Annotated in this window: 8 protein-coding genes, 1 pseudogene and 1 other annotated feature; of the genes and pseudogenes, 8 read left to right on the forward strand and 1 reads right to left on the reverse strand. The window is 52.3% G+C overall.

Features of this window, described 5'->3' with window-relative positions; translation table 11 throughout:
* Nucleotides 1-27: 27 nt before the first annotated feature.
* The 7 genes from FGL86_RS06050 (at nt 28) to FGL86_RS06080 (ending at nt 11,098) form a co-directional block, all read left to right on the forward strand.
* Nucleotides 28-2,622, forward strand: coding sequence for a DEAD/DEAH box helicase (locus tag FGL86_RS06050; protein WP_147183742.1), 2,595 nt, complete (start codon nt 28-30; stop codon nt 2,620-2,622).
* A 90-nt stretch (nt 2,623-2,712) separates the two neighbouring features.
* Nucleotides 2,713-3,887, forward strand: a protein-coding gene (locus FGL86_RS06055) for an IS3 family transposase (RefSeq protein ID WP_425468314.1) whose coding sequence is annotated in 2 segments (ribosomal slippage) — nt 2,713-2,968 and nt 2,968-3,887 — 1,176 coding nt in all. Because the reading frame shifts where the segments join, the coding sequence is not laid out codon by codon here.
* Nucleotides 3,888-4,007: 120 nt separating this feature from the next.
* Nucleotides 4,008-7,277 carry a DEAD/DEAH box helicase gene (locus FGL86_RS06060; RefSeq protein ID WP_147183743.1) on the forward strand — a complete coding sequence of 1,090 codons (3,270 nt, stop codon included), beginning with the start codon at nt 4,008-4,010 and terminating at the stop codon, nt 7,275-7,277.
* 335 nt (nt 7,278-7,612) lie between these two features.
* On the forward strand, nt 7,613-8,662 hold the full coding sequence (locus FGL86_RS06065; protein ID WP_147183744.1) for an adenosine deaminase family protein: 1,050 nt from the start codon (nt 7,613-7,615) through the stop codon (nt 8,660-8,662).
* Between the two features lie 11 nt (nt 8,663-8,673).
* Nucleotides 8,674-9,213: a non-canonical purine NTP pyrophosphatase gene (locus FGL86_RS06070; RefSeq protein ID WP_246131744.1), complete on the forward strand. Its 540-nt coding sequence runs from the start codon at nt 8,674-8,676 to the stop codon at nt 9,211-9,213.
* A gap of 1 nt (nt 9,214) precedes the next feature.
* Nucleotides 9,215-10,009 carry an SIR2 family protein gene (locus FGL86_RS06075; protein WP_147183746.1) on the forward strand — a complete coding sequence of 265 codons (795 nt, stop codon included), beginning with the start codon at nt 9,215-9,217 and terminating at the stop codon, nt 10,007-10,009.
* Nucleotides 10,010-10,231: 222 nt separating this feature from the next.
* Nucleotides 10,232-11,098, forward strand: a complete 867-nt coding sequence (locus tag FGL86_RS06080; protein ID WP_147183747.1) for a DUF2971 domain-containing protein — start codon at nt 10,232-10,234, stop codon at nt 11,096-11,098.
* Nucleotides 11,099-11,134: 36 nt separating this feature from the next.
* On the opposite strand, the pseudogene FGL86_RS06085 reads toward FGL86_RS06080, so the two are convergent.
* A pseudogene (locus FGL86_RS06085) lies at nt 11,135-12,255 on the reverse strand (IS3 family transposase); the annotation flags it as partial.
* Nucleotides 11,960-12,076: a sequence feature (AL1L pseudoknot), on the reverse strand. (Overlaps the previous pseudogene by 117 nt.)
* Nucleotides 12,256-12,310: 55 nt before the next feature.
* Between FGL86_RS06085 and FGL86_RS06090 the strand changes: the two are divergent.
* Nucleotides 12,311-13,485, forward strand: a protein-coding gene (locus FGL86_RS06090; protein ID WP_425468314.1) for an IS3 family transposase whose coding sequence is annotated in 2 segments (ribosomal slippage) — nt 12,311-12,566 and nt 12,566-13,485 — 1,176 coding nt in all. Because the reading frame shifts where the segments join, the coding sequence is not laid out codon by codon here.
* The last annotated feature ends 80 nt before the right edge of the window (nt 13,486-13,565 follow it).

The following is a 13,565-nucleotide window of genomic DNA, read 5'->3' on the forward strand; positions in this document are numbered from 1 at the left end:
ATTTAGTATTAGCTATGGTGAGGATTTATGGCGTTTAAAAAACCGTCTGCGCAAGTTCCTGTCCCGGAGAGTCCAGATCGACTTTTTCGAGATTTGCCTCGCCGCAAGCACCCGAGCCTATATGATCACCAAGGACAGGTTCTCCGCACATACGTTTCCGAGGCACTAAGAGCACCAGATGTAGCGCTCCAGTTGCCAACCGGCAGTGGAAAAACCCTCGTTGGACTATTACTAGCTGAATGGCGACGACGCAAGTACGGCGAGCGGGTAGTCTACCTTTGTCCTACTAGGCAGCTTGTGAGTCAAGTGGCTGACGAAGCATCTGACAAGTATGGACTGTCTGTTCAGGCTTTTACTGGCTCTGTGAAGAACTACACGCCCGATGCGAAAGCTGCCTATTTAGATGGAAATAAAGTGGCTGTCACAACTTACAGCAGTCTATTTAACACCAACCCGTTTTTTGAAGATCCAGATATTATCCTTGTCGACGATGCTCACGCGTCAGAGAACTATATTGCTAGTCAGTGGACAGTCCATATCAGTAGGTTTGGCGAGGATCAGAGTCTGTTCGATGCTGTCGCTAGCGTGCTTAAAAGCCAATTGTCAAAGACCAGCTATGCCCGCATGATCGGGGAAAGAGATGGTTTTGACGACATGACATGGGTCGATAAGATTCCAAGCTACAAATTGTCAGAAGTCGCCCAAGAACTTCAAACAGTCATATCTCAAAACATAGGTAGAAGCGATCAGCGCCATGCGTGGAGCATGCTTGCGGATCACCTTACTGCGTGCCAGTTGTATATCACATGCTCGGAAATAATGATTAGGCCACTAATACCTCCGACCTGGACGCATCATCCTTTTGTTGGGGCGAAGCAACGAATTTTCATGTCTGCCACTTTAGGAGCCGGCGGAGACTTGGAGCGGCTCACAGGTCGCACTGCCATTACCCGTTTACCCATTCCTGAGGGTTGGGATCGTCAAGGAATAGGCCGCCGCTTTTTCATCTTTCCAGAAAGATCTATGGGAGAGCAAGAAACCCTAGATCTACGCCGTTCTTTAATGCTGAAAGCAGGCCGTAGCCTTGTCTTAACACCAACCAATGGAGCCGCAGAGAACATTCAGGAAGATGTGAAATCTACGTTAAACCTTCCAGTTTTTACTGCGGTAGATCTTGAGTCTAGTCGGTCAAATTTTATAAACAAGGCAGGTGCGGTAGCTGTTATAGCAAACCGCTATGATGGAATCGACTTTCCAGATAATGACTGTCGGCTCTTGTTTGTCGAGGGTTTGCCGAGAGCTACGAATCTCCAAGAGCGGTTCCTAATGACTCGAATGGGGGCCAATCTTCTATTCAATGAACGAGTTCAAACCCGCGTTCTCCAGGCGGTCGGCAGATGTACTCGCGGACTTAATGATTATTCAGCGGTTGTGGTCACGGGGGAGGACCTTCCTGGCTACCTAACAGACCGGCGCAGACGGAAGCATTTCCATCCTGAGCTGCAAGCGGAGCTTGAATTTGGTGTGGAACAATCGAGCGAAGTCAGCGCCGAAACCATTGAAGAAAATTTCGAAATATTCCTTGAACATGAGTCAGAATGGGAGACGGCGAATGAAAGTATCCTAGAAACAAGGTCTAACGCGGTTCAAGAACCCTTCCCCGCGATGGGTGAGTTGGCTTCGGTCGTGAAACACGAAATAGTCTGGCAACAGGCAATGTGGGGGCAGGACTACCCGAAGGCATATGAGGCAGCTCGTGAAGTGCTTGGTGGGCTAAACAATCATGAGCTGCGAGGCTATCGGGCACTATGGCATTACCTTGCAGGAAGTGCAGCCGAGCTTGCATCCGCACAAAAATATGCCGACTTAGGTATGCAGGCGAAAGAGCAGTTCAGAAAGGCAAAAGACGCAGCAGCAGGTATTCCTTGGCTCGTCGAACTGGCACACGGGCGCGATGAACAGCCAACAGTCGATGAACAGAACGATACAGTTATTCAGCTTCAGGTTGAGCGTCTTGAGGTCTACCTGCAAAAGCTAGGTACGGTTCACAACCGCGCATTCACGGCGCGAGAACAGAAGATTCGCGACGGTCTCCGTGATGGTGACTCATTTGAGCAAGCACAGGTATTGCTAGGCGAACATCTCGGTTTCTCGGCGGGCAAGCGCGAGGCTGATGCCTCCCCTGATCCATGGTGGCAGGTTGGAGATGTGGTGATCGTTTTTGAGGATCATGCCAATGCTGACCCAAGCACGGCAGTAATTGACGCAACCAAGGCTCGACAGGCTGCCTCACACCCTGACTGGGTTCGAGACCATGTACCGAATGCCGTAGATGCACGAATCATTCAGCCTGTACTTGTAACACCATCCAAGAAGGCTAGGCCAGGAGCGTTGCCACATCTCGTGAGGGTCGCCTACTGGGAGTTAGATGAGTTCAGGGCATGGGCTGAACAGGCCCTCGTGATGATCAGGGAACTTCGCAGGAGCTTTCAAGAACCAGGGAACTTGGCGTGGCGGGCTGAAGCAGCAACAGCTCTCGCAGACGCTGTGGCGGACGCGCCAGGACTAAGCATTTGGTTGGAAAAACGGCCAGCACGCAATCACTTGGAGGAAACGCCTTAGGGCCCATTTCGTCCGATTGTAGTGGCACAGTGAATTTGGTCACCTGGTTTTGAGTGTATGATCACTCACAGAGAACGTCAGGTGGACAGGATGACCAAGAAAAGAAACTTCAGCCCGGAATTCCGTCTGGAAGCGGCCCAGCTTGTCGTCGACCAGGGCTACACACTGAAGGCGGCCTGCGAGGCCATGGGGGTTGGCAAGTCCACCATGGAGTATTGGGTTCGCAGGCTGCGTGCAGAACGGGCAGGTCATGCGCCGCAGAGTGGCGAGGCGCTGACCCTCGAACAGCGTGAGATTCAAGACCTGAAGCGCAAGCTGAGGCGGGTTGAGGAAGAAAAAGCCATTCTAAAAAAGGCTACCGCTCTCTTGATGTCGGACTCCCTGAGCAATTCTCGATAATCGAGCGACTTGAAGAGAGCTATGCGGTGCAGCACCTGTGTCAGGTGTTTGGGGTGCATCGCAGTAGCTACCGGGCCTGGCGTGACCGGAACAAGACGCCCAGCAAGGATGAGCAAATGCTGTTGAAGCAGGTTGTCGAGGCGCATGCCGCCAGTAACGGCTCTGCCGGCGCTCGCAGCATTGCCATGATGGTGACCCAGGCAGGCATACCGCTGAGCCGCTATCGTGCGGGCAGGCGAATGAAGCAGCTTGGGCTGACCAGTACGCAGCCGCCGAGCCATCGCTACAAGAAGGCCGATCAGCCTCACCTGGCGATCCCGAACCTGCTCGATCGGGAGTTCGATGTGACGGTCCCCAACAAGACTTGGGCCGGTGACATCACCTATCTCTGGACGGGAGCACGCTGGGCTTATTTGGCCGTCGTCATTGACTTGTTCTCACGTAAACCCGTGGGGTGGGCGCTGTCGCTCTCTCCGAATACTGACTTGGTGAAAAAGGCATTGCTGATGGCTTATGAGTCTCGCGGTGAGCCAAAAGGCGTTCTGTTCCACTCGGATCAGGGTTGTCAGTACACCAGCCAGGGCTTCCGGCAATTACTCTGGCGCTACCGGATGACGCAGAGCCTCAGCCGTCGTGGGAATTGCTGGGATAATGCCCCGACAGAGCGTTTTTTCAGGAGCCTGAAAACAGAATGGGTGCCAGCGATTGGCTACCCCAGTATTGCGACGGCGAAGTCATCGATCATCGAGTATATGGTCGGTTACTACAGCAGCCTCCGGCCACACAAGCATAACGATGGGCTGCCGCCGAATGAGATAGAAAAGAAGTATTGGAATGCTCAAAAGGCAGTGGCTAGAAACACTTGACCACTACAGATCAACCCCAACGCTATATCATAATATCGTTGATATTCTAATTCTGGCCGAATGCGTCTCAAAGCATACACAAGTTGATATTAAGCACGATGAGTGCGGCGAGGACTTATCATGATCCAATTACCGCCTCTGGTGGTGAATATGTCGTTCCCTAAGGGACGGGTGCGGCATGTCTTGCGGCAGGGTGCCGAGATCCAGATATTGGAACGAGAAGAAGAACGGATTACGTCGAGAACCACGTTGCCGATTTTGCACCTAGCAAATGGTGAGCGAGTGCTGGTGACCTCAAGGCCGAGCATTGCTCGCCCGATCAGTGTGGATGGTATCTTAAAAGAACGTCCAGGAAGTGGCTATAAATGGATGAGCCATCGGTTGCTCGAGGAATTTGAGGCAATGGTTGCGCGGGATGGTTGGCCTCGCGTGGCTTGGGAAATTGCTAATTCTTGGACCGGACGACTATCTTTCCGTTCCGAAATCAAACAGGAAAATGGAGCCGTGAGGCCGGGGGACGAAGGATTAAGGCCGCCGCAGTTGGGCGCTTTGCATGCAATCGGGGCGCACTGGAGCCTGGAGCATCAGCCGGCAACGATTGTGATGCCGACTGGAACTGGGAAGACGGAAACGATGCTGGCTACCCTAGCGGCTTTTGGAAAGACGCCACTTCTGGTTGTAGTTCCGTGGGATTCTCTTCGAGCTCAGACTGTACAAAAGTTCCTTACATTCGGGTTGCTCAGGAAGCTCAAGGTACTACCCGGAGCGGTGCTCAACCCTATCGTCGGAATCATCAACAAACGTCCGCAAACGATTGAAGATCTTGAACTGATTGATGCATGCAACGTCGTGGTGGTCACGGCTAGTGCCATCGGTGTGGGCACGCAAAGAGAGATCCTTGATGCATTGGCACAAAAGTGCAGAGCGTTGATCTTGGACGAGGCGCATCATGTCCCGGCTTCCAACTGGACGCGTATAAGGGATGCATTCAACCACGTCCCCATTCTCCAGTTTACGGCTACGCCTTTCAGGCGGGATGGGAGACTCGTCGACGGAAAGGTCATATTCAACTACCCGCTTGGCCATGCCCAGCGGGATGGTTACTTCAAGTCGATCCAGTTTAATCCTGTCTGTGAGGTTCGTGGCAAGGGGCAGGCAGATCAGGCGATTGCCGAGGTAGCTGTCCAGCAGCTAAGGGAAGACCTGCGTGCTGGATACGACCATTTGCTCATGGCCCGGTGCGAGAGCATCGGCCGGGCTGAGGTCGTGGAGCAGATCTATAGGGAGCTAGCTCCCGATCTAGAGCCCGTCTTAATTCACTCGGAGAGCCGTGGCACCGACACTAGAGTAGAGGATCTGAAAGCGGGCCGATCCAAGATCGTGATCTGCGTCAACATGCTAGGAGAGGGATTCGATCTTCCTAGCCTGAAGGTGGCGGCTGTCCACGACATGCATCGAAGCCTAGCCATCCTTCTGCAATTTACTGGCCGATTTACCCGGGTTGCAGGCCAGAACATAGGCAATGCTACTGTCGTCGCAAATATCGCAGATTCCCGAGTTTCCGGTGCGCTGGAACGCCTTTATAGTGAAGATGCCGATTGGAATAAATTGTTAAGCGAACTCAGTTCAGAAGCTGCCCAAGGGCATGCGGAGCTGATCGAATTTCTTCAGTCATCGCGAAGGTTGGATAAGCCAGCTGACGATGACGTTTCCATTTCGCACAAGTTGCTTCGCCCAATTTTTAGTACGGTGGTTTATCGCGCAGAGCAATTCCTTCCAACCAGGTTCTATACGGGCCTAGGAAAAGGTCGTCATGTTCATGCAGTTTGGCTACATGAACAAACAAGTACTTTGTATTTTGTTACAAGGAATGAGCCACGCGTACGCTGGCTGCAATCCAAAGAAGTCTGTGATCGGGAATGGGCTCTGTTTGTGCTGCATTATGACGAAAATTCGAGGCTTCTATTCTTGTCTTCAACAGACCATGGCTCTATGTTCCAGGAGCTAGCCCAGGCAGTATCTGACTCGGTTTCCTTGATCAGCGGGGAACAGGTGTTCCGTTCACTTGGCCGAATCAACCGACTGATGTTTCAAAGTCTAGGTGTGAAGAAGCACGGTAGGCGAAATCTGAGCTTCGCCATGTACACCGGAGCCGATGTCGCCCTGGCGCTTGGCGTTTCCGAGCGAGCCGGTTCCGTCAAGAACAACGTCAGCGGGACGGGTTGGGAAGAAGGAAATAGGATCGCGATCGGGTGTTCATATAAAGGACGCGTATGGTCAAGAGAACAAGGTTCTATTCCTTCACTTATCCGTTGGTGTAAGGCAGTCGGCTCGAAGCTCATGGACGATACTATTAACGTTGCCGACATCATTGCGAATGTGCTGATTCCACAAGAAGTCGACAGGCTGCCAGATGTAACGGTACTTACTGTAGAGTGGCCGGCAGAGCTGTTGGGCATATCCGAGGAACGGGTAATATTTACGTCCGAAAATGAAGAATGGCCACTATACCTGATTGATATTCAGCTTCTTGAGACGGAAGGGAATGACGTGCATTTCGTACTTAGTACGGACGACTGTCCTGAGTTCGCCGCGTTTACTTTGACGATTGGAGGCGAAAACGGTTTTCAGGTTCAACAGACGTATGGAAATGATTTAACGACTAAGATCGGGAATCGTGAATACCGTACATCGGAGTATTTCAGTGCCTATCCACCTTTGGTCCGCTTTGTGGATCTTTCTGAGTTGGATGGAAATCTTCTGATCAAGCCCCAAGATCCACGAGAGCTAGCAATTGATGAGAGGCAGTTCGAAGCGTGGAACTGGCAGGGCGTGGATATAACGGTTGAATCCATCTGGCGAAATGGACAGGAGCGCCGGGAATCAATTCAATGGAGAACCGCGCAACATTTCGTCCAAGGCGGTTTCGATGTAGTGTTCGACGATGACGGCGCGGGCGAAGCGGCCGACTTGGTTTGCCTGAAGGAGGAGCCGGATCGTATTCGAATGGTATTAGTCCACTGCAAATTCGCGGGTGGCCAGACGCCCGGCGAACGCGTGAAAGATGTCGTCGAAGTTTGTTCGCAGGCTGTGCGCTCGGCAAAATGGAAATGGCGCTTTAGGGATCTTGGCCAACACATTAATAACAGAAATCTGAAATTAGCAAATTATACCGTGCGCCCTAGTCGGTTCCTCGCGGGTAGCTCGGTGGTGTTGAACAACATTGTGAAGGCCTATCGATTTAAACGGGTTGAAGCGGAGATACTCGTGGTTCAGCCCGGTCTCTCAATGACAAACCGGACGGCCGATCAAAACATGGTGATGGCTTCGGCTGCTACGTTTCTCAAAGAAACTATTGGATGTGATCTTGGGATTATCTGCAGTGCGTAGCAAATCGATGTTGTTCTAAGAATTGGAGTGCGGAGACGTCCGCTATTGGCCGACACAAGAATTACCGTGCATAGGTGCTATCACCCAAAGCTGACATCCACGACCTGATCGCTTGGAGTATCTGCCGCAACACCTAGCTCAATTGCTGCGATACAAGTCAGATGCTCTTCGAAATAACTACTCACCTGTATTTGGGACGAGCTGGCCAATCGTCTCCCTTCGTGCTTTGACTTGAGATAATACTGATACAGCCAGTGGGGACGAACTACGTGTCCAACTGTACATAGAGTGGCTTTTAGGCACGGCATTCATGGCTGCCTGTTTAAGGATATCAATTGAATCAGTGGCAGATTGAACCAGCAACAAAGCAGATTGGCGCAATCGAGCATAAGGCGGTAAGACAGAGCTTGGCTGCAGAACTTTGTGAACGGGAACGGGGAGAGCTTCATGTGCATATGAACGGAGCGATCCCGGTATCGACAATTCGAGACATCCTTGCCGACGAATTGGTTGAATTGCCGTACGGTTTTGTAATTGAGCGTGACCTGGTGCGGCACACCCCATGTCAATCACTAGCGTCATACCTGACCCCTTGGCAGGTTTTGCGTCTCTTTCCTAAAAAACGCGAGAATTTGAATCGCATTACCTTAGCGGTCTTTGCTAGTCTTTCGGAAAGCAATGTGCGCTTTGTGGAACTCCGAAGTAGTGTTTTGTACCTTGCGACTTTGCAAAATTGCTCTCCTACTCAGGCCCTGGAACGCCTTATCGAGTCGTCCAGAGCCGCGTCTGACCAATTTGGTATACGTTTTGGATTGATTCTCACTGTGACCCGTGGCGACTACAGCTCGGCTGCCCTGTTTACACTTCTGCAGGCATATCAAAACTTGGGTGAGCCGCACGATGTGGTGGGACTGGATCTAGCTGGTGACGAAGAAATTGCGTATCCAGGCGAATTGCCGTCACTGTATCGAAAGGCAAAAGACCGGTTTGGGCTTGGAGTCACCATACATGCCGGTGAGACCGGACGCGTGGACAACGTTCGGGCAGCCTTGGAATTGTTTGGCGCAGACCGAATTGGCCATGGTACAGCGGCTAGCAAAGATCCTCACTTGTTAGATTACTTGGCGAGTCAGGAAATCTGCATCGAAGTATGCCCAATCAGCAACAGGCTCACCGGAGCGGTTCCTGCCGACGAGGCCCATCCTCTGTCCGAGTTTCGGCGTCACCAGGTCCCCTTTGTTATTTGCTCGGACAACCCAGCAATTCATCAGCGAGGCCTTGCAGAGGATGATGCTATGGCTATGACCGAGGGACTATCTGCCATCGATATTTACCAACAATTCGAAGTTGCCAAGCGGTTCTCCTTCATAGAGGGTCTAAATTGAAAATCCGATTCATGTCCGGGAATCAGCACAAGGTCAACGAGGTGCAACGAATTCTTACCCCTGTTGGGGTGGACGTAGTGCCTGTGTCGCGGAAAATTGAAGAGTTACAGACCGAGGACGTCGAGCGCTTGGTTCGGGACAAATTAATCAAGGCATTTGAGGTTATAGGTCGCCCTCTTTTTGTCGAACATACAGGGCTCTACCTAAGCGGTCTCAATGGGCTTCCAGCTGGGCTGACCCAGATTTTTTGGGACAAGCTGGAAGCAGATCGATTCGTTGATCTTGTAGCGGGTCTCGGAGATGACGCAGTAACCGCAAAAACAGTGCTCGGATACTGTGATGGGCGCGAGATCCGCTTTTTCTACGGCTCCATTGAAGGAACTGTGCCTCTCGTACCGGCTGGTCCAATGGACTTCCAGTGGGACTGCGTTTTCGTCCCGAACGGTCACACCAAAACCTTTGCTGAAATGGGGGCGGCCAAAGACGCCATCTCTATGCGTCGCAAAGCTCTCGACCAATTCGCCGAATACCTCAAAACTTTGGGAACATAAGATGAATGCCGAGTTGCTACATTCATATCGCGCCGGCAAACTGATGCTTTTTGTAGGCGCAGGGGTTTCCGCCAACCTTAGTCTGCCTACTTGGAGCGAGCTAACCGCCCATATTGCACTGGAGTTGGGCTATGACCCAAAGATCTTTTCCACATATGGTACCCCGCTTGCGCTTGCCGAATACTACAAAAGAAAGAAAGGTACTTTGGGCCCGCTACTAAGCTGGATGGATCGCGAATGGCACAAGCCTACTACAGACATCTCGACGTCCGAAATTCATCGACTGATTACCCTTGGACGATTCTCAAGGATCTACACCACCAACTATGATCGATGGCTTGAAATGGCTCACGACAAGTTCGAGGTGCCATTTGACAAAATCGCCAACGTTGCCGACCTCGTATCTGCAACGGAGGGCCAGCGTCAGATTGTGAAACTACACGGGGATTTCGATGACGGAAACTCAATCGTACTCGACGAAACCAGTTACTTTCACCGACTGAGTTATGACTCTCCGCTGGATATCAAGCTCAGCAACGACGTCCTGGGAAATTCTGTTCTCTTCATCGGATACAGTGTCTCGGATATTAATATTCGACTCCTTTTTTATCGATTGACGGAAATGTGGGGGCGCTCAGTTCTGCCCTCTGCAAGGCCAAAGTCTTACGTCTTCACAAATAGACCGAATCCCGTGACACAGGAAGTATTGGGACAGTGGGGAATCGAGATTATCGTTTCAGAGGAGGATGATCCCAAGAAAGCGCTCACGTCTTTTCTACAGGAATTAGTGAGTTAGGATACCGATCGTGAATTATTTGGTTAATGCCCATACGACATGACGATACTGAACTCACGAAAGTTAACTTTTGGTGGAAGTGGCAAGCTGCCGCCCCAAAGTGGTTATAGATGCGGCAGTTCTGTCTGGATGCTAGTACAAGGAAATGAAACTAAATTAGCCCACGACGGTTGGAAGACGCTCGTTCCTCGGGCCGTTAAATGCGTGAGTTAGCGAGAATAGATGAATAGACTTTTTCACTACACAAGCCTAAGCGGCATCCTTGGGGTACTTAGAAGCCGAAGTCTCTGGGCGACGCATGCCTATTACCTAAACGACGCGAGCGAGTTCTTCCACGGGCTTGATTTTGCGAAACAGGTAGCCGGAGGCATTCTTATGGAGGACGACTACTTGGAGGCGTTTGGATGGGCAATACGGCACGGTCTTGAGTCTGTCACCGCTGATGACCTTTACGTTGCGTCCTTTAGCGAAAAGGCGGATCTCCTAAGTCAGTGGCGCGGCTATTGCCCACCGGGTGCTGGCCTGTGTTTGGGCTTCGAGTTTGACTGTCTTGAAGAATTTTGCCAGTCCAGAGGATATCGGTTGGAGCAGTGCATCTATGAGCACGACCAGCAGATTCAGCAAGTTGAATCTCTTGTGACCCAATGCTTTGAGCGGTTTCCAAAGCCTGCATTCGCACGGAGTGACTATGAAAAGCTCAATTCCAAAGGTCAAGTGAATGCAAACATCGACTATAGACTCTGTACATCGGAAGGACCGGACAAGCCGCAGGCTGATGCTGCAGTTGATTGGCTTTGTGCTGAGATTTCCAAGCTTGCGCCACTCTTCAAGAATGAAGGGTTCCATGAGGAATCAGAATGGCGCATCGTAGCAAAGGAGCCAAGGGAACTCGTACAGTTTCGGGCGAGTTCTTCCTATTTGGCTCCTTACATAGAACTCGAAATGCTTTCCGGCGTAGCCGTGTCTGCTCTACGTGAAGTCATAGTAGGACCAAATCCAAATCAGCATCGTTGTGAGTCGTCGATTAAGATGCTATTGGACTCGTTTGGTCTCGGAAATGTGGAGGTAAAAGTGTCTCCTCTGCCATGAACCGCCCCGGTTATTCCGGAGACCGATTTGTTTGAGTCAGGCCGCTTCACCTGACTCATCTAACTGACGATAATACGCCATTTCTCGCTCCGCTGGGGGAACGTTTCCGATGGGTTCCAGCAGGCGGCGATTGTTGAACCAATCAACCCACTCCAGCGTGGCATATTCAACGGCATCCAACCCTTTCCAAGGACCACGATGGTGGATCACCTCTGTCTTGAATAGGCCGATAATGGTTTCGGCCAGCGCATTATCGTAGGAATCACCAGTGGTGCCCACTGAGGCATCAATACCCTCGTCAGCCATGCGCTCGGTGTACCGGATTGATAGGTATTGGCTACCCCTATCGCTGTGATGGATCAGGGCCTGGTGGCGCTTGCGTGCCCAAAGCGCTTGCTCCAATGCATCCAGGACAAGTTCCGTTTTCATTGATGTCGCGACACGCCAGCCTACGATGCAGCGGGCGTACACATCTATAACGAAGGCGACGTAGACGAAACCGGACCAGGTCGCCACATAGGTGAAATCAGCCACCCAAAGCTGATTGGGGCGCGTTGCCGTAAAGTCTCGCTTCACCAGATCAGGTGCGCGCTGCTGAGCTGGGTCGCTGATCGTCGTAAAGTGGCGCTGGCCCCTCACTACGCCACGAATCCCCAGACGGTGCATCAGTCGCTCTACGGTACAACGTGCTACATCAATGCCTTCCCGCCGCAGTTGCCGCCAGATCTTGCGCGCGCCGTAGACGCAGAAGTTTTCCTCCCATGCGCGCTGAATTTCAGCCATTAACCACTTGTCCCTCCGGTGCCGTTCCGGTCGCCGTTCAGGATCTGCTTCAAGTGCTTTGTGGTGGTAATACGTCGATGGGGCGATTGGCAGCTGGCTGCAAATCGACTCGACCCCGTACCGAGCACGATGCTCGTCAATGAACGAGACCATCACTTGGGTTTGCGGTCGAGTTCCGCCTGGGCGAAAAAAGCAGCCGCCTTACGAAGGATCTCATTGGCCCTTTTCAATTCGGCGTTTTCACGCTCCAGCTGCTTGAGTTGTTCACGCTCAGAAAGCTTGACCGGACCGTCGTCCTGTGTGATCTCTGTGCGTTTGCACCAGGCTCTCAAAGTCTCCGGCGTACAACCAATCTTTGTAGTGGCACAGTGAATTTGGTCACCTGGTTTTGAGTGTATGATCACTCACAGAGAACGTCAGGTGGACAGGATGACCAAGAAAAGAAACTTCAGCCCGGAATTCCGTCTGGAAGCGGCCCAGCTTGTCGTCGACCAGGGCTACACACTGAAGGCGGCCTGCGAGGCCATGGGGGTTGGCAAGTCCACCATGGAGTATTGGGTTCGCAGGCTGCGTGCAGAACGGGCAGGTCATGCGCCGCAGAGTGGCGAGGCGCTGACCCTCGAACAGCGTGAGATTCAAGACCTGAAGCGCAAGCTGAGGCGGGTTGAGGAAGAAAAAGCCATTCTAAAAAAGGCTACCGCTCTCTTGATGTCGGACTCCCTGAGCAATTCTCGATAATCGAGCGACTTGAAGAGAGCTATGCGGTGCAGCACCTGTGTCAGGTGTTTGGGGTGCATCGCAGTAGCTACCGGGCCTGGCGTGACCGGAACAAGACGCCCAGCAAGGATGAGCAAATGCTGTTGAAGCAGGTTGTCGAGGCGCATGCCGCCAGTAACGGCTCTGCCGGCGCTCGCAGCATTGCCATGATGGTGACCCAGGCAGGCATACCGCTGAGCCGCTATCGTGCGGGCAGGCGAATGAAGCAGCTTGGGCTGACCAGTACGCAGCCGCCGAGCCATCGCTACAAGAAGGCCGATCAGCCTCACCTGGCGATCCCGAACCTGCTCGATCGGGAGTTCGATGTGACGGTCCCCAACAAGACTTGGGCCGGTGACATCACCTATCTCTGGACGGGAGCACGCTGGGCTTATTTGGCCGTCGTCATTGACTTGTTCTCACGTAAACCCGTGGGGTGGGCGCTGTCGCTCTCTCCGAATACTGACTTGGTGAAAAAGGCATTGCTGATGGCTTATGAGTCTCGCGGTGAGCCAAAAGGCGTTCTGTTCCACTCGGATCAGGGTTGTCAGTACACCAGCCAGGGCTTCCGGCAATTACTCTGGCGCTACCGGATGACGCAGAGCCTCAGCCGTCGTGGGAATTGCTGGGATAATGCCCCGACAGAGCGTTTTTTCAGGAGCCTGAAAACAGAATGGGTGCCAGCGATTGGCTACCCCAGTATTGCGACGGCGAAGTCATCGATCATCGAGTATATGGTCGGTTACTACAGCAGCCTCCGGCCACACAAGCATAACGATGGGCTGCCGCCGAATGAGATAGAAAAGAAGTATTGGAATGCTCAAAAGGCAGTGGCTAGAAACACTTGACCACTACACTTGCTGGCAATAGAGCAGATCGCAGCCCATTTGGACGGGTATTCGCCTTGCTGCTCAACAACTAACCGAAC

Source organism: Pistricoccus aurantiacus (assembly GCF_007954585.1).
Lineage (GTDB): Bacteria > Pseudomonadota > Gammaproteobacteria > Pseudomonadales > Halomonadaceae > Pistricoccus > Pistricoccus aurantiacus.